This window comes from Staphylococcus sp. HMSC036D05, from assembly GCF_001836225.1.
Classification (GTDB): Bacteria; Bacillota; Bacilli; order Staphylococcales; family Staphylococcaceae; genus Staphylococcus; species Staphylococcus caprae.
On record NZ_KV827781.1, the window covers coordinates 563,868 to 587,142 of the forward strand.

At 34.3% G+C, this 23,275-nt stretch carries 20 protein-coding genes; all 20 read right to left on the bottom strand.

The window, feature by feature from the left end; all coding sequences use genetic code 11:
• Positions 1-61: 61 nt before the first annotated feature.
• Positions 62-1,033, bottom strand: coding sequence for a riboflavin biosynthesis protein RibF (gene ribF / locus HMPREF2580_RS07285; protein ID WP_070831599.1), 972 nt, complete (start codon positions 1,031-1,033; stop codon positions 62-64).
• Positions 1,034-1,048: 15 nt separating this feature from the next.
• Complete coding sequence (gene truB, locus HMPREF2580_RS07290) at positions 1,049-1,966, bottom strand: tRNA pseudouridine(55) synthase TruB (protein WP_070831602.1); 918 nt, start codon at positions 1,964-1,966, stop codon at positions 1,049-1,051.
• 147 nt (positions 1,967-2,113) lie between these two features.
• Positions 2,114-2,464, bottom strand: a complete 351-nt coding sequence (rbfA, locus tag HMPREF2580_RS07295) for a 30S ribosome-binding factor RbfA (protein ID WP_037541413.1) — start codon at positions 2,462-2,464, stop codon at positions 2,114-2,116.
• Between the two features lie 161 nt (positions 2,465-2,625).
• Positions 2,626-4,791 (bottom strand): translation initiation factor IF-2, encoded by a 2,166-nt coding sequence (gene infB / locus HMPREF2580_RS07300; RefSeq protein WP_044466282.1) that lies wholly within the window; start codon positions 4,789-4,791, stop codon positions 2,626-2,628.
• 4 nt (positions 4,792-4,795) lie between these two features.
• Positions 4,796-5,113, bottom strand: coding sequence for a L7Ae/L30e/S12e/Gadd45 family ribosomal protein (locus tag HMPREF2580_RS07305; RefSeq protein WP_002442572.1), 318 nt, complete (start codon positions 5,111-5,113; stop codon positions 4,796-4,798).
• A complete protein-coding gene (gene rnpM / locus HMPREF2580_RS07310) occupies positions 5,110-5,394 on the bottom strand; it encodes an RNase P modulator RnpM (protein WP_002442571.1) in 285 nt (94 codons plus the stop codon). The genes HMPREF2580_RS07305 and rnpM overlap by 4 nt, the downstream gene beginning before the upstream one ends.
• A gap of 16 nt (positions 5,395-5,410) precedes the next feature.
• The gene (nusA, locus tag HMPREF2580_RS07315; RefSeq protein WP_002442570.1) at positions 5,411-6,622 is read right to left on the bottom strand and encodes a transcription termination factor NusA; all 1,212 of its coding nucleotides are present in this window, start codon (positions 6,620-6,622) and stop codon (positions 5,411-5,413) included.
• Between the two features lie 20 nt (positions 6,623-6,642).
• Positions 6,643-7,110: a ribosome maturation factor RimP gene (gene rimP / locus HMPREF2580_RS07320; RefSeq protein WP_070831605.1), complete on the bottom strand. Its 468-nt coding sequence runs from the start codon at positions 7,108-7,110 to the stop codon at positions 6,643-6,645.
• A gap of 181 nt (positions 7,111-7,291) precedes the next feature.
• Positions 7,292-11,602 carry a PolC-type DNA polymerase III gene (locus tag HMPREF2580_RS07325; RefSeq protein WP_141756883.1) on the bottom strand — a complete coding sequence of 1,437 codons (4,311 nt, stop codon included), beginning with the start codon at positions 11,600-11,602 and terminating at the stop codon, positions 7,292-7,294.
• A gap of 252 nt (positions 11,603-11,854) precedes the next feature.
• Positions 11,855-13,558, bottom strand: coding sequence for a proline--tRNA ligase (locus HMPREF2580_RS07330; protein WP_070831611.1), 1,704 nt, complete (start codon positions 13,556-13,558; stop codon positions 11,855-11,857).
• A 19-nt stretch (positions 13,559-13,577) separates the two neighbouring features.
• Positions 13,578-14,864, bottom strand: a complete 1,287-nt coding sequence (gene rseP, locus HMPREF2580_RS07335; protein WP_070831614.1) for an RIP metalloprotease RseP — start codon at positions 14,862-14,864, stop codon at positions 13,578-13,580.
• Positions 14,865-15,104: 240 nt separating this feature from the next.
• The gene (locus HMPREF2580_RS07340; RefSeq protein WP_002442562.1) at positions 15,105-15,887 is read right to left on the bottom strand and encodes a phosphatidate cytidylyltransferase; all 783 of its coding nucleotides are present in this window, start codon (positions 15,885-15,887) and stop codon (positions 15,105-15,107) included.
• A 3-nt stretch (positions 15,888-15,890) separates the two neighbouring features.
• The gene (locus HMPREF2580_RS07345) at positions 15,891-16,661 is read right to left on the bottom strand and encodes an isoprenyl transferase (RefSeq protein ID WP_070831615.1); all 771 of its coding nucleotides are present in this window, start codon (positions 16,659-16,661) and stop codon (positions 15,891-15,893) included.
• Positions 16,662-16,944: 283 nt separating this feature from the next.
• Entirely contained in the window at positions 16,945-17,499 is a 555-nt protein-coding gene (frr, locus tag HMPREF2580_RS07350; RefSeq protein ID WP_070831618.1) for a ribosome recycling factor, read from the bottom strand.
• Between the two features lie 16 nt (positions 17,500-17,515).
• A complete protein-coding gene (gene pyrH, locus HMPREF2580_RS07355) occupies positions 17,516-18,238 on the bottom strand; it encodes a UMP kinase (RefSeq protein ID WP_002436299.1) in 723 nt (240 codons plus the stop codon).
• A gap of 137 nt (positions 18,239-18,375) precedes the next feature.
• A complete protein-coding gene (tsf, locus tag HMPREF2580_RS07360) occupies positions 18,376-19,254 on the bottom strand; it encodes a translation elongation factor Ts (RefSeq protein WP_002442557.1) in 879 nt (292 codons plus the stop codon).
• 153 nt (positions 19,255-19,407) lie between these two features.
• Positions 19,408-20,196, bottom strand: coding sequence for a 30S ribosomal protein S2 (gene rpsB / locus HMPREF2580_RS07365; protein WP_002442555.1), 789 nt, complete (start codon positions 20,194-20,196; stop codon positions 19,408-19,410).
• Positions 20,197-20,447: 251 nt separating this feature from the next.
• Complete coding sequence (gene codY, locus HMPREF2580_RS07370; protein ID WP_037541406.1) at positions 20,448-21,221, bottom strand: GTP-sensing pleiotropic transcriptional regulator CodY; 774 nt, start codon at positions 21,219-21,221, stop codon at positions 20,448-20,450.
• 22 nt (positions 21,222-21,243) lie between these two features.
• The gene (hslU, locus tag HMPREF2580_RS07375) at positions 21,244-22,647 is read right to left on the bottom strand and encodes an ATP-dependent protease ATPase subunit HslU (protein ID WP_002442550.1); all 1,404 of its coding nucleotides are present in this window, start codon (positions 22,645-22,647) and stop codon (positions 21,244-21,246) included.
• Positions 22,648-22,731: 84 nt separating this feature from the next.
• Positions 22,732-23,274 carry an ATP-dependent protease subunit HslV gene (gene hslV, locus HMPREF2580_RS07380; RefSeq protein WP_002442548.1) on the bottom strand — a complete coding sequence of 181 codons (543 nt, stop codon included), beginning with the start codon at positions 23,272-23,274 and terminating at the stop codon, positions 22,732-22,734.
• Position 23,275 lies beyond the last annotated feature (1 nt).

Here is a 23,275-nt window from a genome sequence, read left to right on the forward strand (position 1 = left end):
CGCCGTTAATCGGTTTCCCAGAGCATAAACTTTAAATTCCCTACTCTTTTCTTCCTCAACTTTAAATATTATATGATATATCATCACCGAAATCAACAGATAATAAATATTTCGCTTTAGCTTTATCTTCATTCATCTGTTCAACTAATGGATCTATGCCCTCAAATTTAACTTCTGGTCTTAAGAAGTGATGCCAATAAACTGTAACCCTTTCACCATAAATATTTTCATCAAAGTCAAAAATATTTACTTCAATCACTACTTCAGCTTTAGCTGGGTCATGGAATGTAGGTTTTACTCCCACATTGGCTACCCCTCTATACAATTTACTCTCTGGCCCTATCTCCATACTCACGGCATAGACACCTTTTTTAGGTAGCACGTAATCATCGCTCGGTTGTACATTAGCTGTAGGGAAACCAATCGTTCTGCCACGTTTTTCTCCTTGCACAACTGTACCTTTAATTCTATATAGGTAACCTAACGCTTCATTTGCTTTTCTCAAATTGCCTTCAGTTAATGCCTCTCTAATAGCTGTTGTAGATATCTTTTCAGAACCCATTTCTTGCTTACCTACAATGGTAGTATTGAATTCTTCAGATTCTTGTAAAACAGTCATATTCCCTTTACCAAATTTACCAAAAGTAAAGTCGAAACCTGCAATCACTTCTTTAACATGATTATTAATCACATATTCTTGAATAAATGTTTCGGAAGTTACACTTGCAAATCTTGAAGAAAAGTTAATGACAATACAATAATCAATATCATGTTGCGCAATCATTTCCAATTTATCTGAAAGTGGTGTTAAATATGTTGTACGTTTACGCTCGGGATTCAGCACTACTGATGGATGAGGGTCAAACGTCATTACAGCTTTTTTCAAATTGCTTTCTTTGGCTTTATGGTCTAAAGTTTGAAAAACTTTGTCATGACCTCTATGCATACCATCAAAGAAACCAAACGCCATCGCTACATCTTCATTGATTAACTGTTCCTTTTGAATAGGATGGGTTACTTCTATCACTTTCATAAATAAATTGCTCCTTTAGTTAAAAACTTTTTTCGGTTTAATTTCGTGCGCTTTTTCCGGATGAATCATATATATAGCAAGCGCTTTATTTGTGTGGTTATCGATAAACACAAATTGCTCCTCAAATTCATACTGAAATTCATGACTATTGAATTTCTGACCATTTAAGATCCGCTTCTTGAGTTCATCATCACTGACTTCAATGTGTTGTATTCCTTTCAAACCATATTCTATAGGAAACAACTTTTCTTGTAATGAATCATGCTCATGCAATACTTTAATTTGATCAAGTGTTAAGCTGGCCTCTTGCTTAAAACCGCCTGAAGCGATGCGAGTTAAAAGTGACATATGCGCAGGAAAGCCAAGACTGGCACCAATATCAGTAGCTAAAGTTCTAATATACGTACCCTTACCACATGTAACTTCAATATCGAAATGACACTGTTCACCTTCGAAGGTTAGTTCAGAAATTCTTTGAATAGATTTGATATAGACGTGCCTGATTGGTCTTTCTACTTCCTCATTATTTCGAGCATATTCGTATAGCTTTTTACCTTTAACCTTCACTGAAGAATACATAGGGGGAATTTGTTTTATAAGACCTAAAAATTGCTCAAGCGTATGATCTATGTCTTGTTCTGAAACATCTTCTGCTTTAATACGCTTAGTTTCTAATATATCCCCTGTTTGATCTTCAGTAGTCGTACTCATGCCTAGTGTGACAGTTGCTTTATACGTTTTACCCATATCCATCACGTAATCACTGACCCTCGTAGCATGACCTAAACAAATTGGAAGTACACCATTTACTTCAGGATCAAGTGTACCCGTATGTCCAATTTTCTTCATTTTTAAAATCTTTCTTAGTTTAAAAACAACATCGTGGCTTGTTAAACCTCTTTCTTTAAATACAGGTAATATACCGTTATACATTTTGTCACACCTTTTACTCAACGTTACTTTAACCTTAATTATTATAACATCTCTTAAACTCTATTTGACTGAAAATAATACATAAAAATAGTAGGTAGTCATTCAACAATTTCTTTTGTGAATACGCGTACCTACTTTCATAAATGATTATTTATCTTCTTTGTGTAAATCTTGAATCATACGTTCAATTTTATTACCGTATTCGATTGATTCATCATATTCAAATGTTAAATCAGGAATAATTCTTAAACGCATTCTTGAACCTAACTCGGATTTAATAAAGCCTTTCGCTTTTTCAAGTGCCTTAAATGTATTATCGACTTCTTTTTCGTTTCCTAATACAGTTAAATAAACTTTTGCTTGCGATAGGTCATTCGTTAATTCAACATCTGTAATCGTAAGAAATCCAACTCTAGGATCTTTTACTTTAGTGTTTACAATATCCATAATTTCTTGCTTCATTTGTTCGCCAACACGTTCAGCTCTCATATTACTCATCTTCATTTCACCTCTTTTAATATATTTATTTTTTAAAATTATCCACGCTCAAGTAGATTATATTTTATTAAATAATGCGCTTTTTAGCAATGTGATTGATTCAAAAATCTCCTCCCTATTTGTGTTTAATAGCGAGGAGATTGGAATGATATTCTAATTCATTATCTTTGGATTTCAACCATTTCAAATGCTTCGATAATGTCGCCTTCTTTAAGGTCGTTATATTTTTCGATGGTAATACCACATTCATAACCTTGAGCTACTTCTTTAGCGTCATCTTTGAAACGTTTAAGTGTATCTAACTCACCTTCGAATAAGACAATACCATCTCTTATAACACGTACACCTGCGTTACGTGTGATTTTACCTTCTGTTACATAACTACCTGCAATTGTACCAACTTTAGATACTTTGAATGTTTGACGTACCTCTGCTTGTCCGATAACTTGTTCTTCGTATTCTGGGTCAAGTAAACCTTTCATAGCAGATTCGATTTCTTCGATAACATTATAGATAACACGGTGTAATCTCATATCAACATTTTCCGCTTCAGCAGCACGTTTTGCACCTGCATCTGGACGAACGTTAAATCCGATAATAATACCGTTAGATGCATTTGCCAATGTCACGTCAGATTCATTGATTGCACCTACAGCTGTATGAATAATGCGTACATTAACGCCTTCAACATCAATTTTCATTAATGAAGCTGCTAATGCTTCTACAGAACCTTGAACGTCACCTTTGATGATTACGTTAAGGTCTTTCATTTCGCCTTGTTTCATTTGTTCAAATAAGTTATCTAATGAAACATTTTTACTTTCTTGACGTTGCTGAATCACACTTGCTTCATGACGCGCTTCACCGATACGGCGTGCTTGTTTTTCATCACTAAATACGACGAAACGATCACCCGCAAGTGGCACATCATTGATACCAGTAATCTCGACTGGCGTAGATGGACCAGCTGATTTAATACGTTTACCTAAGTCATTTACCATAGCACGAATACGACCATACGTATTACCGACTACAATTGAATCTCCAACATTTAAAGTACCATTTTGTACTAATAATGATGCAGCAGGCCCACGTGATTTATCAAGTTCTGCTTCAATAACCGTACCGACAGCACGTTTTTCAGGATTTGCTTTTAATTCTTGAACTTCTGCTACTAAGCCAATCATTTCAAGTAAATCTTCAATACCGTCTCCACTTAAGGCTGAAAGTGGTACGAAAATTGTATCGCCACCCCAGTCTTCAGGGATTAAACCGTATTCAGTTAATTCTTGCATAACACGATCTGGATTAGCTGTCGGTTTATCAATTTTATTTACTGCAACGATTGTCGGTACTTCTGCTTCTTTCGCGTGATTAATCGCTTCGATAGTTTGTGGCATTACGCCATCATCTGCTGCTACAACTAGAATAGTAATATCAGTGACTTGTGCTCCACGTGCACGCATTGTTGTAAATGCAGCGTGTCCTGGTGTATCTAAGAAAGTAATTTTCTTACCAGCATTTTCAATTTGATAAGCACCGATATGTTGAGTAATACCGCCTGCTTCTCCTTCAGTTACTTTAGTATGACGAATAGAATCTAATAAAGTTGTTTTACCATGGTCAACGTGTCCCATGATTGTAACTACAGCTGGTCTTTCAATTGCATCTGGGTCTTCGCTTTCATCATCGAAATAAATCGATAAATCTTCCTCATCAATGACAACTTCTTGTTCGATTTCTACACCATAGTCTTCAGCAATTAATTCTAATGTTTCTTCATCTAATGATTGGTTAATATTAGCCATGATACCTAGTAAGAATAATTTCTTAATAATGCCTGAAGATTCAACATTTAATTTTTCAGCTAATTCGCCAACTGTAATTCCTTCTTGATAAGTGATTTTAGAAGGCATTTCTTTTGGTTCTGAAGTTTGGTTTTGTTGTTTATTATTCTTGTTGTTCTTATTATTTTTATTGTTTTTATTATTCTTATTTTGTTGCTTGCCTTTGTTGTTTTGTCCGTTTTTCTTGTTTTGATTAGATTGTTGGTTACCTTTTTGTTGTTGGTTATTTTTGTTTTGTTGTTTGCCTTTATTGTTTTGATTTTGTTTGCTATTAGATTTTTGGTGATTATCTTGAGTATTTTGTTTGTTGTCATTATTTTGTTCTTTTTTGAACTTTTTGTCTAAAGCTTTAATTTGGTCGTCTTCTAAAGCTTGCATATGGTTAGACACTTCAACATTCATACTTTTTAACTCATCTATAATCTCTTTACTCTTTAGATTCAATTCTTTCGCATATTCGTAAATTCTTTTTTTACTCATATAATCACTCCTTACGATATTCATCTATCATTGATAACAATTTTTTTGCAAAACCATTATCGGTTACACCAATATTTACTCTCTCGCCTTTACCAAGTGCTATCCCTAATTCAACTCTCGTTCCAAAGCTTCTTAGTGGAATTTGATTGCTCTCGCTCTTATTTTTCATAACTTTTAATGTGTTATCAGAGGCATCAGTTGCAACAATGACGAGTTTAATTTTATTAGTTTTAATGTCGCTTAGAATTACAGATTCTCCACTTTTTATTTTGCCTGCTCTCATTGCTAAACCAAGAAAATTAAATATTTGATCTTTCGTCATTTAGGAATCTCTTCTCTATAAATTAAACGAATAATTTCTTTATATACTGGTTCAAGTGTTTCTTTAGAAGCATTGAAATATTTTTCAAGCAATTCTTTTTGTTGTGCCTTTTCAACTAAAGGAACATCTTTAGAAACATATGCGCCACGACCTTGTTTCTTACCAGTCGCATCGGCAAATATTTCACCTTCTTTATTGATGACTACACGAATCATATCTTTCTTAGGATGCATTTCGTTAGATATAATACATTTTCTCATTGGAATTTTTTTCTTCTTCATAAGTAGTCACTCCAATCTATTCTTCTGTATTCTTATCTTCTTCTGTTTCTTCATCCGTTTCTGCAGCTAATTCAGCTGTAGTTAAGTTAGATTCTTCTAAATTAACATCATCAAATTCTACATCTTCATCGCCAGTGTTAACAATTTCATCTGCTACTTCTTCTGACTCAATGATTGGGTAAATACCTGCTTCACGTGCATCTGTTTCAGATTTAATATCAATCTTCCAGCCTGTTAACTTAGCAGCTAAACGAGCATTTTGACCACGTTTACCAATTGCTAAAGATAATTGATAATCTGGAACTACAACAACTGTTGATTGATTGTCTTCGTCTACAATCACTTCTAAAACTTGTGATGGACTTAAAGCATTTCTTACGAATACTTTTGGATCTTCATTCCATTGCACAATGTCAATTTTCTCTCCACCAAGTTCTTCTACTACCGCTTCAACACGTGCACCTTTAGAACCTACACATGCGCCTACAGCATCAATGTCAGGATTTTCTGAATATACACTGATTTTAGAACGGTCACCTGCTTCACGAGCAACAGATTTAACAATCACTGTTCCATCATAAATTTCTGGAACTTCTTGTTCGAATAAACGTTTTAATAAACCTGGATGGCTTCTTGAAACATAAATTTGAGGACCTTTAGTCGTTTGTTCAACTTTGTTTACATAAACTTTAATTCGTTCATTAGGAATATAACTTTCATTAGGGCTTCTTTCCGCTTCTGATAATACCGCTTCAATACGACCTAAGTTTACGTATACATAACGGTGGTCAACACGGTCAATTACACCTGTTAAGATATCTTCCTCTTTATCAATAAATTCATCGTATAAGATTTCTCTTTCAGCATCTCTTAATCTTTGCATCACGGCCTGTTTAGCTGCTTGCGCACCTACACGACCAAAGTCTTTAGGTGTTACATCTTCTTCGTAAATATCTCCAACTTCATAAGCAGGATTTTTTACTAAAGCTGTACTTAAGTCTACTTCTTCTCTATCATCAAAAACTTCTTCTACTACTTCTTTACGTGCAATAACTCTAAATGAACCTTCGTCCATATTTAATTCAACTCTAACATTTCTTGCACTGTCGTAATTTTTCTTATAAGCAGTAATTAATGCTGCTTCAATTGCATCGATAAGTACTTCTCTAGGAATTTTCTTTTCCTTTTCCAAATATTCAGTAGCTAATAATAATTCATTACTTGACACAGTTTTTCCTCCTCATCACGTTAAATCATAACAGCGTGACGTGCTTTTGCTATTTTATTTCTTGGTATTTCAATTTGTTTTGTTTTAGATTTTTCTTTTACTTCCATAACAATATTGTCATCATCAACAGATTGTAAAATGCCTAACCATTCTTTCTCGCCTTCAATTGGAGCATAAAGTGAGATAAACACCGGTTGAGACACCGCATTGTGAAAATCTTTATCTTTTTTAATAGGTCTTTCTGCTCCTGGAGAAGCCACATCAAGATAATACATTTCGGGGATAGGGTCATTTTCATCCATAGCTTCACTAATTTTTTCAGAAGCTAGCGTACAATCGTTTAAATCTACACCGCCTTCTTTATCAATGGAAATTCTTAGAAAACGGTCTTTACCTTCTTTAACATATTCAATTTCAACAAGTTCAAATTTTAAGTCGTCTAAGATAGGTTGAATGATTGATTCTACTTGTTCAGTAACTTTACTCATACAGGCCTCCTTTTTTGGCAAATAGAAAAGAGCGGGTATATGCCCACTCTTCTGCCTGAGTTTAATCATTTTTTACGCAATTTAAGTATATCATAACTATTGATACTAAACAAATTTCATCAGATGTAAATAGATGTGTTGTACTTTATTTGTATTTGAAAAAATCATTTCCATTAAATCATTACATATCAAAGATTGAAAGTTGTGCTTTATCTGGTAAGTCAGGTAATGAGCCCATTTCATCTAAGTAATCAATAACTTTTTGAGATAAACCTGCCTTCTTATTTAAATCTTCTTTAGATAAGAATGGCCCTTCCTCACGTGCTTCTACAATTCGTTTGGCAACATTTTCACCTAGTCCTGGAACTGCCACAAATGGTGGGATAAGCGTATCTCCTTCAATAATGAAGTCAAACGCCTGACTTTTTTCTAGACTGATGGGTTGCATACGATAACCACGATGTGCCATCTCATTCATAATCTCAAGTACAGTTAACACGTCCTTTTCTTTTTTACCTAAATCCATATATCTTGAATACATGTCTTTAACTGTATTACGAATACTTGTTTTATCTTTAATCATAGTAATGAGATCAAAGTCAGAGGCTCTAATCGTAAAGTATGCTGCATAGTAATATAGTGGATGATGAACTTTGAAATAAGCAATTCTAACCGCCATAAGTACATATGCAGCCGCGTGTGCTTTCGGGAACATGTATTTAATCTTACGGCAAGAATCTAAATACCAGTCTGGCACTTCATTTGCCTTCATCGCTTCAACCATTTCATCAGTTAAACCACGACCTTTACGCACAAATTCCATCGTTTTAAATGCCATTGATGGCTCTAAACCAGCATACATAAGATAAACCATGATATCGTCACGACAGCCTATAACGCTTGATAAGTCACAAATACCTTGTCTTATTAACTCTTGCGCATTTCCAAGCCATACGTCAGTACCGTGAGATAATCCTGAAATTTGAACAAGTTCTGAAAATGTCGTTGGCTTTGTATCTTCCAACATTTGTCTAACAAACCCTGTACCAAATTCAGGAACGCCAAATGTTCCTGTCTTACATAAAATTTCATCTTCCGTAACACCTAAACTTTCAGGGCCACTGAAAATTTGCATCGTGTCTTTATCATCAACTGGAATTGTTTTAGGATCTATGCCAGACAAGTCTTGAAGCATACGAATCATCGTTGGATCATCGTGTCCAAGTATGTCGAGTTTAAGTACATTATCATGGATAGAGTGGAAGTCAAAGTGTGTTGTCATCCAAGCCGCACTTTGGTCATCAGCTGGGAATTGAATCGGTGTGAAATCATAAATATCCATGTAATCTGGAACTACGATAATACCCCCTGGATGCTGACCTGTAGTCCGTTTTACGCCTGTACATCCTTTGACTAATCTATCAATTTCTGCACCACGCTTATGAATGCCTTGATCGTTTAAGTAGCCTTTGACGAATCCGAATGCTGTTTTTTCTGCTACTGTACCTATCGTTCCTGCACGGAATACTTTGTCTTCACCAAATAGTACTTTCGTATAGTTATGGGCATTCGGTTGATATTCACCACTAAAGTTTAAGTCAATATCAGGTACTTTGTCCCCTTTGAATCCTAAGAATGTCTCGAAGGGAATATCCTGTCCTTCCTTAATTAAATCATTTCCACATGTTGGACATTTTTTATCGGGAAGGTCAAAACCTGAACCTACGGAACCATCATCGAAGAACTCACTTGTCTTACAATGAGAACAGATATAGTGCGGTGGTAATGGATTAACCTCAGTGATTTCAGTCATCGTTGCTACGAAACTTGAACCTACGGAACCACGAGAGCCTACTAAATATCCATCGTCGAGTGATTTCTTAACCAAACGTTGGGAAATTAAATAGATAACTGAGAATCCGTTACCGATAATACTTGCCAATTCCTTTTCTAATCTATCTATAACAATTTGTGGTAAGTCTTCACCATATAACTTTTTAGCATTAGAATAGCTTAACTCACGGATTTCATCGTTCGCGCCTTCCATTCTCGGAGTGAACAATTTATCTTTAATTGGCACGACTCTTTCAATACGATCAGCTAACTCGTTTGTATTTTTTACAACAATCTCGTGCGCTTTTTCCTCTCCTAAAAAGTGAAACTCATCTAACATTTCATCAGTTGTTCTAAAATGAGCTTCTGGTAATGTAGAACGATTCAATGGATTACCTGGTTGAGAAGCGATTAATATTTTTCTCGCTATCGCATCATGTTCATATAAATAATGCGCATTACCAGTTGCAATAACTGGGATGTTGGCACTTTCGCCAGCTTCAATTAATCGCTTATAAATCTCAATCAATGTTTCTTTATCTCTAATCAATTCTCTATCCATTAAATCTTGATAAAGGGCTGGCGGTTGAACTTCGATAAAGTCATAATACTTTGCAATTTTTTCAACTTCTGATTGATCTTTCTGCATTACTGCAGTAAATAACTCACCTTCGTCACATGCTGTTCCCACTAATATTCCTTCTCTATATTCATTTAAAAGAGAACGTGGAATTCGTGGAGTACGATAATAATATTGAACTAAAGAAGCACTAACAATCTTAAATAAGTTTTTAAGTCCTTCTTGGTTTTGAACGATTAATGTGACATGTGATGGTCGAGCTCTTTTATATGCATCTTCATTCGTAAGTTTTTTATTAATTTCGTTATGGTTGTTAACACCTAGCTCCTTCATTTGTTGAACCATTTTAATGAAAATGTAGGCCGTAGCCTCTGTATCATAAATGGCTCTATGGTGTTGTGTGAGTTCGACGCCATACTTTTTAGCAAGGAAATTCAAACCATGTTTACCATACTCTGTATTAATCGTACGAGAAAGTTCGAGTGTATCAATGACACCGTTTGTTGATGGGCCGAAACCTAATCGTTCATAACCTGTATCGATGAAGCCCATATCGAATGACGCATTATGCGCTACAAAAATGGCGTCTCCAACCCATTCTTTAAATTCAGTTAATACTTCTTCAATTTCCGGCGCATCTGTCAGCATATCATCAGTAATATGCGTCAAATTAATGATTGTTTCTGACAAACGTTCGTGTGGATTACTAAAACGTTCAAATTTATCAATAATTTCACCATCATGTACTTTAACTGCTGCTAATTCAATAATTTTATCGTACTGATTGGATAGACCCGTTGTTTCAACGTCGAACACAACATACGTCGCATCTTTTAAATTACGATCTGTTGGTTTGTATGCAATAGGAACGCCATCATCAACAAGCATGCCTTCCATTCCATAAATCATTTTCAAGCCATGTTTCTCAGCAGCATTATGCGCATCTGGAAAAGCTTGTACAACATTGTGATCCGTGACCGCAATCGCAGTATGTCCCCATTCCGCAGCTTGTTCTACATATGAACTTATATTTGGAATACCATCCATTTGACTCATCGCTGTATGTAAATGAAATTCAACACGTTTTTCGTCTGCTTTATCTCTTTTCGGAGTTTTCTTGATTTCCTCAATGTCAGACATCATCATCACTAAATCACGAACGAATGAATCTTCTTCAATTCGACCTTGCGCTCTTACCCATTTGCCTACACTAAGTGCTTTGAAATGATCTAAATCATCTTTATTTTTACGTGTAAACATTTTTAAAACTAGAGAATCCGTATAGTCTGTAACTTTGAGTTCTACGATATGACGTCCACTTTTTAATTCTTTTAAGTTAATATCGAAGATAACGCCCTCAATGGCTACTTTAAATTCTTCTTCAATGATAGACTCAATTGAACGCAGATTTTCAACTTGGATCGGCTTACCAATTTGACATTTATCAACAGTACTTTCGTTGTTGTCCTGTTGTTTGGCTTTTTCAGCTTTCATTTTTTCTAATTTCTCAGTTGCTTCTCTAGCGCTTTGTTCATCTTCTTGTTGAATATGCGCTTCTAAAGATGCTAAATCATCATCATGGTTTGACGTATCCGTTTCAAATACAACTTTATCGATATTGAAACCGCATTTTTGGAATGCTTTTACTAAGCTGCCGTTACACGCTTTATCGAAGTGATTACGTTCAATATCATTAGAAACTAAAACTTTGATGACGTTGCCAGACATAATCAACTTCTTCTGTTTAAGTTGACCTTTCACTTTAGGTGATAATCCAGTTTGATCAATACAATGGGCAAAATATTTTAATGCGTGTTCATCTTGGTTATGCGTGTCTTTAATTGAGAAATGTATTGTAACCGTGGCTATTTCTTTGAATTCTTCTTCAATTGCATGAGTAAATAATAGATAATCTTCATGAGAGAGAAAGCGTGGTAATGAAATTTGAAATTCCCATGTTCTGTTTTTGTTGGAAACATCAATGCGAGTCAGCTCTCCTTCTTGAAGAATGTCAGACTCTAATTGATTTGATATTTTAATTTGATCGGCAAGTACTTTGAATTTTTCTTGATTTGTCATTGCCAAAATAATAACCACCTTAAATATTTAATACTTTTACTAAAAATAATTTAACGTATGCTTTGTTTGGAAATATTTCGATTTTTATGCAAAAGTGTTAAAGCAAATTTGATTCATATTATACTACTCATTGAGTTAATTTTCATGAGAAATTGATTGAAATTTAAACAATAAAGAAGAGCAGGTTAGAATCCTTATTTAAGAATTCGTCATCCTGCCCTATTTAAGTTATTACAATCATTTCATCATTGCTTATTTTAAATTTTCATATAAACTTTTTAAATAGTTTTCTAAATCATCAATATGGACGTCTTCACTTTCACCGTTTAAGCGTTGTTTAACTTCCACGATGCCTTCTCCAGCTCTTTTACCGACAACAACACGGAGTGGTAGACCAATTAGATCGGCATCATTGAATTTCACGCCTGCTCTTTCTTGTCTGTCATCGTAAAGAACATCGTATCGTCCATTCAGTTGAGAATAGAGTTGATTACCTAATTCACGTTGCTCATCCTTTTTAGGATTAATCGTAATAAGGTGTAATTCAAAAGGTGTCACTGATTTAGGCCAAATAATACCATTCTCATCGTTATTTTGCTCAACAATTGCACTAAGTGTTCTAGAGATACCAATACCATAACAACCCATAATTAATGGTTGCGCTTTACCTTGGTTGTCTAAGAAAGTAGCATTCATAGCTTCTGAATATTTAGTTCCTAATTTGAACACTTGCCCTACTTCGATTCCTTCGGCAAATTGAGCTTCTCCAAAACCATCGCTTAGCATTTCGCCTTCTAAAATAAATCTAAAATCACCATATTGATCAATTTCAAAATCTCTTCCAACATTCGCATTCACATAATGATAACCGTCTTCATTAGCACCTACGACAAGATTATTTAAGTCTTGAACATAATTGTCTGCATAAATTTTAATTTCTTTATTATGGATAGGGCCAAGAGAACCTGGATTTGCGCCTACAAGATTTACAATTTCATCTTGAGTAGCCATTTCTACATGGTCTGTGCCAAAATATGATTTTAATTTAACATCATTTAATTCATGATGGCCTCTAATAAGAACCATGATGAATTCGCCATCCACTTTGAATATCATTGTCTTAACAATTTCATCTAGCGGACGATTTAAGAAATCTGCTAATTCTTGTGCAGTTTTAACATGAGGTGTTTCAATTTTTGTTAGTTCTGCTGTTTCGGTATGTTTTTTAGAAGGATGATAAACGACTTCTGCCTTTTCAATATTAGCAGCGTATTCACTTTCATTACTATAAACAATCGTATCTTCACCGATTTCACTTAATGCCATGAATTCATGTGTGTGATTCCCACCAATCGCTCCGGAATCAGCAACGACTGGACGTGCATTAATACCAACACGTTTAAAGATTCTGCTATATGCATTATACATGTCTTGATAAGTCGCATCTAAAGAAGCTTCATCTGCGTGGAAAGAATAAGCATCTTTCATAATGAACTCACGACCTCTAAGCAAACCAAAACGTGGTCTCTTTTCATCACGGAATTTAGATTGGATTTGGAATAATGTAAGAGGTAATCGTTTATATGATTTTAACTCATCTCTAACTAGAGATGTTACAACTTCTTCATGTGTAGGTCCTAATGCGAATTCTCGTCCATTTCTATCTTTTAAGCGCATCAATTCAGGACCGTATGCTCCCCAACGTCCAGATTCTTCCCATAATTCTGCTTGTTGTAATGCAGGCATCAGTATCTCTACCGCGTCTATACTTTCCATTTCTTCACGCACAATTTTAGAAATATTATTTAAAACGCGTGTTGCAAGTGGTAAATAACTATATATTCCACTTGTACTTTGTTTAATTAACCCTGCTTTAAGCAATAATCTATGACTTAATGCTTCAGCTTCAGCAGGAACTTCTCTCATCGTTGGTATAAATACTTTAGATTGCTTCATTCTCTATTTTCCTCCCTAATTATAAGAAATACCGTTGTATGTCATTCCACGTCACTATTATCATAATGATAACTACAAATAGTGCACCTGTAGCAATAATTGCAGTTTCAGCTTTTTTATTTACTGGCTTTCTGAAAATGGCCTCATATAATACAAATAAGATTCGACCACCGTCTAACGCTGGTATAGGTAATAAATTCATGATACCTAGGTTTACACTCAATAGCGCTGTATAACCTATTAAGTTTATAATACCAGACTTAACTACTGAGTCCACGTTATGGTAAATACCTACAGGTCCATTGAGCATGTCGAATGAGAATCCACCTGTAAAGATGCTCGCAATCATACCAACAACCGCTGTAAAAATTAATTTACCTTTATCAAAGAAATTATAAATTCCATAGCTAATTGGCTTGAATATGCTATGTTCCGTCTTAGGTGCAAAACCAATTTGATAACTCGTTTGACTCTTATTCTTGCTAATTTTAGTATTTACTTTTTTAGGTTCCAGTTGCATTGTTTTTGTATGATGATCTCTTTGAACTTTAATTGTTGTTTTAGATGTTTTGTTTTCATCTAAAACTTTTTTGATTTCACTAAAATCTTTAATTTTATGGCTACCGATTTGAACTATTTTATCACCTTTATGTAGTCCAGCTTCATCGGCAGGTGAATGCTTCACTACTTCTCCAATTGTATTCGTAGGCGTCCCTTGGTAATATGCTAAACCTATAAATAGCACCAATGCTAATATAAAGTTGAACAGCGGTCCTGCAAATAATGTTAAAAACTTAGGGAGTGGTTTCTTATGTGCAAATTGTCTATCTCGTGGTGCAATTTGAATAAGACTACCATTTTCTACGAAATATGCTTTTTTAGCTATAGGATAGTGATGTCTTTCATCGTCGTACGACGTAATTCCTTCAATATATAAATCATCTTTGAAGTCACATTTTTTAACTTCTATTGCTTCGATTTGTTGGAATTTATGTTGGTCATCTAAGATGATATGCGTAATTTCATCATTATCGTTTAATTTTATCTTCACGTTCATACCTGGTTGAACGGGTGGTTCTTCTAGACCATCACCAGCCATTCTGACATAACCACCTACAGGTAATAATCGTATCGTATATAATGTTTCATCTTTTCTAAAACTAAAAATTTTAGGCCCCATGCCGATAGCAAATTCGGGACACATGATACCTGCTCTCTTCGCAAAGAACATATGACCGTATTCGTGTACAGTTACGAGCACGCCAAATACGATGATAAATGCAACTACTGTTATTAAAATGCTCATGCGCTACACCTCTATTGATATTGTGTTTTAATTTTTAGAAATAATCTAAGCATTGTAATAAATTGGCAATATAAAATATTATAATACGCTTAGATTCATTCTCAAATTGATATGTATAGTTGTCGTTTGAAATTTAAAAATGTGGTAGTGATTAAAAGGAGTTAAGAAATATTGATTACGCCTCAATATCTCAATAACTCCTTTATTATAACATCTATTTTATTTTATAGACTGTGCGATTTAAATTTGAATTAATAAAATATTTAACAGTGGTAAAACAAACATGAAACTATCAAATCTGTCTAGAATACCACCATGCCCTGGAAGAATACGACCTGAATCTTTCACACCAAAATGACGTTTAAATCCAGATTCAACTAAATCACCTAATTGGCCAAACATACTCAATATGACTGTGATAAGTAATAAAAGCCAAATATTTAATTGGAAATTAACGAAGAATTGCATAATTAAAGGGACTAGCAAACTACAAATAATTCCTCCGATAAATCCTTCGATTGTTTTGTTCGGACTAATGACTGGCCAAAGTTTATGTTTACCCATTAAACGACCAAAAATATATGCCCCTGTGTCAGTTAACCAAACGATTAAGAATGCAAATAATATGTAATGTAAACCTTCTGAACGAGTTTCATAGAAATACATAAATCCAATACCTACATATGCTACTGTCATTAAACAAAATGCTGAATCCATGAAACTAAATCTATTTTTAGATAATACAGTATAACTTAGCAGTATAAAACTCATAGCAATTAAACTTTTGAGTTGAATCGTTTGAACCCATTCTCCCGCATCTTGAGGTAACATGATAATAATCAATGCGAGTGCACTGATCAGTCCTGGTATAGATAAGAATTTGATCATATTCATGTTTAATAATTCTTTTAAAGCAATTAATGCTAACAAGTAAGCAAATAGCATTAATACCATGCCACCTTTAAGAAGGATAGGCAAGAATATTAATAAGGCTATAATTGCAGTTAATGTTCTTACTTTCATACTCTACTCCTCACTTAATCCCCCAAAACGTCTTTGGCGTGATTGATAAATTTTTATACATTCTTTCAATTCATTCTCATCGAAATCTGGCCATAACTTCTCATTGAATATAAATTCACTGTATGAAGCTTGCCAAATTAAAAAGTTACTAATTCTCTGCTCACCAGAGGTACGAATTAATAATTCTGGATCAGGATAATTGTGAGTCATTAAATGTTTATTAAATAATTCTTCATCTATAGCATTAGAACTTTGATTATTGGTTTGTAATTCTTCATAAATCTCTTTCATACTTTGAATAATTTCTGCACGTCCACCATAATTTATAGCAAAAACAAGTGTTAGGCCTGTATTATGTTTTGTCTTGTCTTTGGCATAATCGATTGCTTCAATTGTAGATTTAGGCAATCCATTATTAAACCCAATTGTTTCGACTTTAACATTTTTCTCAATTAATTCTGGTAAAAATGTCTTAAGGAAATTAACAGGCAAATTCATAATATAATTAACTTCGCTTTCAGGTCTAGACCAATTCTCAGTAGAGAAAGCATAAAGTGTTAAGTACTTAATACCAATATTACTCGCTTCTCGAGTAATTTTCTTGATTGTTTGCATCCCTTCATAATGGCCTTTAATACGTGGCATTTTACGTTTTTTAGCCCATCGACCATTTCCATCCATAATGATAGCAACATGTTCAGGTATATTATGTAAATCTAAATCATTGTCTAGATTATTCTCAGTTTTATTTTTATTTTTTAGCTTTTTAAACATGGTCTTTCCTCCGAGCCTGATCATCTCTGTTTTATTCTATACGTTTATTAAACAATCATCTATCATTTTATCATACTCATTTATTCCATTGAATAAGCAAATAAAAAAACTGTACCAAAGTCCTACTCGGTACAGTTTAGACTAAAAAGATTATTGGTGTCTAGAGGAATAGTTATAAAAACAACTATACATTTAAATCAATTGATATGATTTTATTATTATGACCATATAAGGTGTCCTATGACATCAATATCTTAAATATTTTATTTTTGAAATTATGTGATTAAACAGACATAATATCTTTTTCTTTGTCATCTACTAATTGGTCAATTTCTTTAATTGAATTATCAGTAGCTTTTTGAACATCATCAGTTTGACTTCTTAGATCATCTTCAGTGATGTCTCCATTTTTCTCTTGTTTTTTAAGATGATCATTGATGTCGCGACGAATGTTTCTAATTGAAACTTTTGCATCCTCACCAATTTTTTTAACATCTTTAACTAATTCTTTACGTCTTTCTTCAGTAAGAGCAGGAACTGAAATACGAATTACTTCGCCATCACTAGTTGGATTGACACCTAAATTTGCTGCGATAATCGCTTTTTCGATGTCATCTACAGAAGTTTTATCGTATGGTGAAATCACTAACAAACGTGCTTCTGGCACACTAATACTTGCTAGTTGTTGAACAGGCGTTGGCGCGCCATAGTAATCAACAGTTACACCGTTTAATAAGTTTGAATTTGCTCTACCTGCACTAATATTAGCTAATTCACGTGATAAGTTGTCGATAGATTTTTGCATTCTAGCTTTTGTATCTTTAATTATGTCATTCATTTTTTACACCTCTAGATTATTTTGTAATCAACGTTCCGATTTTTTCACCCATTACGGCACGTTTAATATTTCCTTCTTCCATAATTGAGAATACATTTAATGGAATATTATTGTCCATACAGAATGATGAAGCTGTTGAATCCATTACTTGTAATCCTTCTTGTAACATTTGAATATGTGTTAAATGTTCATATTTAACGGCATTTTCATCAACTTTAGGATCTGCTGAATATACGCCATCTACATTATTTTTACCCATTAAAATTACATCTGCTTCTACTTCAGCCGCACGTAAAGCTGCTGTTGTATCTGTTGAGAAGTAAGGGTTGCCAATACCAGCTGCAAAGATAACAACGCGTTTTTTCTCTAAGTGTCGAATTGCACGACGACGAATATATGGTTCAGCAACTTGTTTCATTTCAATAGAAGTTAAAACACGTGTATCACAATCTAACTGTTCTAAGCTATCTTGTAAAGCTAAAGCATTCATCACAGTCGCTAACATACCCATATAGTCAGCTGTACCGCGGTCCATACCTAAGTCACTACCTGTTTTACCTCTCCAAATATTTCCGCCACCAACGATGACTGCGATTTCACAGTCCATTTTAGCAACTTCAGCAACTTGTTTTGCTACACTTTTAATGATGATTGGATTAATACCAAATCCTTTATCACCTGCTAATGCTTCACCACTCAATTTCAAGACTACACGTTTATATTTAGAAGTTTGAGCCATTTTCTTATCCTCTCTATAGTAAAAATATGTAAAAATATATAAGTAAAGAAGACACGGATGGCTTCTTTCTATAGCTATGCAACTAATAGAAAGGAAACGTAATAGGTGTCTTCTTCCTTGTTAAACTTTATGACAGATTATTTCATTTGTCCTTTAACTTCTTCAGCGAAGTTTTCTTCGCGTTTTTCCATTCCTTCGCCTACTTCATAGCGAACGAAGTCAGCAAGTTGACCACCTTTTGATTTTAAGAATGCTTCAACTGTTTCATCTGGGTTTTTAACGAAGTTTTGATCTACAGCACAAATTTCTTGTAAATATTTACGTAAACGACCTTCAACCATTTTTTCAACGATATTTTCTGGTTTACCTTCGTTTAATGCTTGTTGTTTTAATACTTCTCTTTCGTGGTTGATTTCTTCTTCGCTTACTTGATCAGAAGAAACATATTTAGGGTTGATTGCAGCAATGTGCATAGCTACATCTTTAGCAGCTTCTTCATCAGTAGAACCTTCAACAACAGTTAATACACCGATGCGTCCACCCATGTGTAAGTATGCACCAAATGCATCATTGTCAGTTTTAGTTCTGATAGCAAAACGACGAATGCTTAATTTTTCACCAATTGTAGAGATAGCCTCTTTCATTCTTTCATCAACAGTTTTACCATTAGATAATTTAGTTTCCATTAAAGCATCAACTGTTTCAGCTTTACTATCAAGAATTTGGTTAGCAATTTCTTTAACTAATTCTTGGAAGCCTTCATTACGAGCAACGAAGTCAGTTTCAGAGTTGATTTCAACGATTGCTGCTTCGTTTCCTTTAACTTCTACGTGTACAAGACCTTCAGCTGCGATACGGTCAGCTTTTTTAGCTGCTTTAGCAATACCTTTTTCACGTAAGTAGTCGATTGCTTTATCGATGTCCCCATCAGTTTCAGTTAGCGCTTTTTTACAATCCATCATACCTGCGCCTGTTTTTTCACGTAATTCTTTAACAAGTTTTGCTGAAATTGCCATTAATTATTCCTCCAATGTATATAATTGTATTTATTGATATACCCAAATTTTACCATTATTTTAGGTTATATTTCCAATACTCTATAATTATTTATTTTACTTTTAAAAAAAGGTGATAAGCATTAGTATCTTATCACCCATTTAAACTATATCTTAGTTTGACTCAACAGAAGTGTTGTCTTCAGTTGTTTCTGCTTGTTCAGATTCTTCTTTTTCATCTAAATTGATGTTTTGTTCTGCAGCTACTTCTTCATTAGATACACCTTGTTGACCTTCTAAGATAGCATCTGCCATTTTACCAGTTAATAATTTAACGGCACGGATAGCATCATCGTTTGCTGGGATAACGTAATCGATTTCATCTGGATCACAGTTAGTGTCAACAATACCTACGATAGGAATATTTAATTTACGTGCTTCAGCAATAGCGTTGCGCTCTTTACGAGGGTCAACAACGAATAATGCTTGAGGCATTGATTTCATATCACGAATACCGCCTAAGAATTTAATTAAACGGTCATATTCTTTTTTAAGTTCAACAACTTCTTTTTTAGGTAATACTTCGAATAAACCGTCTTCTTCCATTTTCTCGATTTCAGAAATACGTTTAATTCGTTTAGAGATTGTTTTGTAGTTAGTTAAGATTCCACCTAACCATCTTTGGTTAACGTAGAATTGACCAGCACGTTCTGCTTCAGCTTTAACTGATTCTTGTGCTTGTTTTTTAGTACCTACGAATAAGACTTTACCGCCATCTTCAGATACTTGTTTGATGAAGTTATAAGCTTCTTCAACTTTTTTCACTGTTTTTTGTAAATCAATGATATAGATACCATTTCTTTCAGTGAAGATATATTTTTTCATTTTTGGGTTCCAACGGCGTGTTTGGTGACCGAAGTGAACACCGGCTTCTAGTAATTGTTTCATTGAAATTACTGCCATTTTAAAATTCCTCCTATTGGTTATTTACCTCCATAACTAACTCATATAAAGACAAATAGATTGATTTGCACCCTCTATATTTTAATTAATTATGTGTGTATTGGCTTTATAGCCGTCATTTAATATATCATAACTCACCTTGAAACGCAATGACTTTCTAACAAGATCATCACAATGAATTTATGAACAAATTAAAAGAGTATCGCTTTTCAATTGCTGACACTCTTTTAAACTTCTCATATCTAATTCGCTTATTTTGTTCTTTCTAATTCATCAAGGAATTTTTCTTTTTTAACTTTAATGAAAGTACCTTTCATACCTAGTGAGCGTGATTCGATGACGCCGGCACTTTCTAATTTACGTAATGCATTGACAATAACAGATCTAGTGATTCCAACACGATCAGCTACTTTAGATGCAATAAGCAATCCTTCATTTCCACCTAATTCTTCAAAGATATGTTCGATTGCTTCTTTCTCAGAATAAGAAAGCGAATTAATCGCCATTGTGATTGCAGCTTTATCACGAGCTTCTTTTTCAACTTCATTATGTTTCTCACGTAAGATTTCCATACCTATTACAGTTGCAGCGTATTCACCTAAAACTAGGTCGTTCTCATTAAAATCGTCTTGAACGCGACCTAAAACTAATGTTCCAAGTCTTTCTCCTCCACCTAAAATTGGGAAGATTGTTGTTCTACTATTTTCAAATACGTCTCTATTCTCAGGAGGGAAAACAGTTAACACATTATCAATATCAATGTTAGATTGCGTTTGTTTTACGTCCATAAGTTGTTCAGTATATTCAGTTGGAATATGTCTTTCTTCTAACATATTTATGATTCGGTCACTCTTTAATAATTCGTTAAGACTCGACCCTAAAATTTTACCTCTTCTCGAAACGATAAATACATTTGTTACGGTAACACTACTAATAGTTTGGGCAACATCCTTGAAATCTACTGCAATGCCTTTATGTTTTTGTAATAACGTGTTTAATTCTCTAGTTTTAGATAATAAGCTCATAATTTTTCTCCTTCTATTTATATTATAAAATAAATGCACTTAAATCCTTATTCGTTGAGATTGTTTTTAGTTTATCGTCAACATATTGTGGTGTTATGTCTACAACAGCATGTGGCATGTTTGGTGCTTCAAATGATAAATCTTCAAGCATTTTCTCTAAAATTGTGTGTAATCTACGCGCACCGATGTTGTCAGTATCTTGATTGACTTGGTACGCAATTTCAGCTAAGCGTTTAACAGCTTCTTCAGAGAAGTTGACTGTCACTTCTTCTGTTTGAAGCAATGCTTCATACTGCTTGATTAAAGACAATTTAGGTTCAGTTAGAATTCGAACAAAGTCATCAACTGAAAGGCTTTCCAGTTCCACTCTAATTGGGAAACGACCTTGCAATTCTGGAATCAAATCACTAGGTTTTGATACGTGGAATGCACCAGCGCCAATAAATAGCATGTGTTCAGTATTTACAGTACCATACTTCGTTTGTATCATGCTACCTTCAAGAATTGGTAAAATATCTCGTTGAACCCCTTGTCTAGAAACATCTTGACCACTATTTTGATTATTTGTCGCAACTTTATCGATTTCATCAATAAAAATGATACCCATTTGTTCTGCGAGCTCTAGTGCCTCTTGATTTGCAGTTTCTTGATCAATAAGTTCGTCAGCATAGTCATCAGCAAGTATTTTTCTAGCAGTTTCAACTGAAACTTCACGTTCTACCTTTTTCTTAGGCATCAATTGGTTCATCATATCTTGCATTTGTTGATTTTGATTCGTGCCTAACATGCCCATAGCTGCTGGATCTTGTTCTACTTTAATTCTTACTTTTTCTTTTTCAAGTTTACCTTCATCTAATTGCTTTTTAATTTCAGAACGTTTAGTTTTAATCTCTTCAGTAGGTGGTTCTTCCTCTTCTTCATTATTTTGTCCGAAGTTTGGAATCGCACCTCCAAAAAGATTCTCTAGAGGGTTATTACCTTGAGAAGCTTTTTTCTTCATGCTTGGGACTAACAATTTAACAAGTTTGTCGTTAGCTTTTGAAATAGCTTCGTCTTTAACTAAAGCTTTCTTCTCCTCTTTAACCAAGCGCACGGCTACGTCTACTAAATCTCTGACCATACTTTCAACATCTCGACCTACATAGCCTACTTCAGTAAATTTAGTGGCTTCAACTTTGATGAATGGTGCACCAACAATTTTCGCCATACGACGAGCAATTTCGGTTTTACCTACACCTGTTGGCCCTATCATCAGAATATTTTTAGGAGCAATTTCTTGTTTAGCTTCTTCGTCTAATAAACTTCTTCTATAACGATTTCTTAACGCAATTGCTACTTTTCTTTTAGCATCATCTTGTCCTACTATATATTCATTTAATTTAGATACGATATCTTTTGGAGTTAATTTAATTCCATTAGTATCCATGTTTTACATTCCTCCATCTTGCTACTTTGTATCAGTCATTCATTTCCATTATTTCTTAAAATTAAACTACAACATTAACCGATACTACAACGTTTCAACAATAATGTTATCATTCGTAAACACACAAATGTCGGCTGCGACTTTTAAACTTTCATAAGCCATTTCCTTAGCAGAAAGTTGTGACGCATGACGTTTAAGTGCACGGCCTGCACTCAACGCATAATTACCTCCTGAACCGATTGCGATTAAGTCATCATCTGGTGCAATCACTTCGCCTGTACCACTTACAACGAGAATAGCGTCTTTATTCATTACGATAAGCATCGCTTCTAATTGACGTAATTGTTTATCTCCACGCCATTCTTGTGCTAATTCAACTGCTGCTCTTTCAAGATTACCGCTAAATTGTTGAAGTTTTGTTTCAAACTTTTCGAATAACGTAAATGCATCAGCAACGCTTCCAGCAAAGCCAGCTAACACTTTACCTTCATAGAGGCGTCTCACCTTTCTAGCAGTTTGTTTCATAATAACTTGCTGACCTAATGTGACTTGACCATCACCTGCCATAGCCGCTTCACCATTATGACGGACAGCATATATTGTTGTTGCATGTAAAGAATTACTCATA

What these genes read in the sequence shown, in the direction of transcription:
- HMPREF2580_RS07340 (WP_002442562.1), bottom strand. Translation starts at nt 15,887, where the DNA reads ATGAAAGTAAGAACATTAACTGCAATTATAGCCTTATTAATATTCTTG.
- infB (WP_044466282.1), bottom strand. Translation starts at nt 4,791, where the DNA reads ATGAGTAAAAAAAGAATTTACGAATATGCGAAAGAATTGAATCTAAAG.
- rimP (WP_070831605.1), bottom strand. Translation starts at nt 7,110, where the DNA reads ATGAGTAAAGTTACTGAACAAGTAGAATCAATCATTCAACCTATCTTA.
- HMPREF2580_RS07345 (WP_070831615.1), bottom strand. Translation starts at nt 16,661, where the DNA reads ATGTTTAAAAAGCTAAAAAATAAAAATAAAACTGAGAATAATCTAGAC.
- hslV (WP_002442548.1), bottom strand. Translation starts at nt 23,274, where the DNA reads ATGAGTAATTCTTTACATGCAACAACAATATATGCTGTCCGTCATAAT.
- HMPREF2580_RS07305 (WP_002442572.1), bottom strand. Translation starts at nt 5,113, where the DNA reads ATGACGAAAGATCAAATATTTAATTTTCTTGGTTTAGCAATGAGAGCA.
- truB (WP_070831602.1), bottom strand. Translation starts at nt 1,966, where the DNA reads ATGTATAACGGTATATTACCTGTATTTAAAGAAAGAGGTTTAACAAGC.
- HMPREF2580_RS07325 (WP_141756883.1), bottom strand. Translation starts at nt 11,602, where the DNA reads ATGACAAATCAAGAAAAATTCAAAGTACTTGCCGATCAAATTAAAATA.
- pyrH (WP_002436299.1), bottom strand. Translation starts at nt 18,238, where the DNA reads ATGGCTCAAACTTCTAAATATAAACGTGTAGTCTTGAAATTGAGTGGT.
- codY (WP_037541406.1), bottom strand. Translation starts at nt 21,221, where the DNA reads ATGAGCTTATTATCTAAAACTAGAGAATTAAACACGTTATTACAAAAA.
- rpsB (WP_002442555.1), bottom strand. Translation starts at nt 20,196, where the DNA reads ATGGCAGTAATTTCAATGAAACAATTACTAGAAGCCGGTGTTCACTTC.
- rnpM (WP_002442571.1), bottom strand. Translation starts at nt 5,394, where the DNA reads ATGAAGAAGAAAAAAATTCCAATGAGAAAATGTATTATATCTAACGAA.
- hslU (WP_002442550.1), bottom strand. Translation starts at nt 22,647, where the DNA reads ATGGATACTAATGGAATTAAATTAACTCCAAAAGATATCGTATCTAAA.
- rseP (WP_070831614.1), bottom strand. Translation starts at nt 14,864, where the DNA reads ATGAGCATTTTAATAACAGTAGTTGCATTTATCATCGTATTTGGCGTG.
- rbfA (WP_037541413.1), bottom strand. Translation starts at nt 2,464, where the DNA reads ATGAGTAATATGAGAGCTGAACGTGTTGGCGAACAAATGAAGCAAGAA.
- frr (WP_070831618.1), bottom strand. Translation starts at nt 17,499, where the DNA reads ATGAATGACATAATTAAAGATACAAAAGCTAGAATGCAAAAATCTATC.
- ribF (WP_070831599.1), bottom strand. Translation starts at nt 1,033, where the DNA reads ATGAAAGTGATAGAAGTAACCCATCCTATTCAAAAGGAACAGTTAATC.
- HMPREF2580_RS07330 (WP_070831611.1), bottom strand. Translation starts at nt 13,558, where the DNA reads ATGAAGCAATCTAAAGTATTTATACCAACGATGAGAGAAGTTCCTGCT.
- tsf (WP_002442557.1), bottom strand. Translation starts at nt 19,254, where the DNA reads ATGGCAATTTCAGCAAAACTTGTTAAAGAATTACGTGAAAAAACAGGC.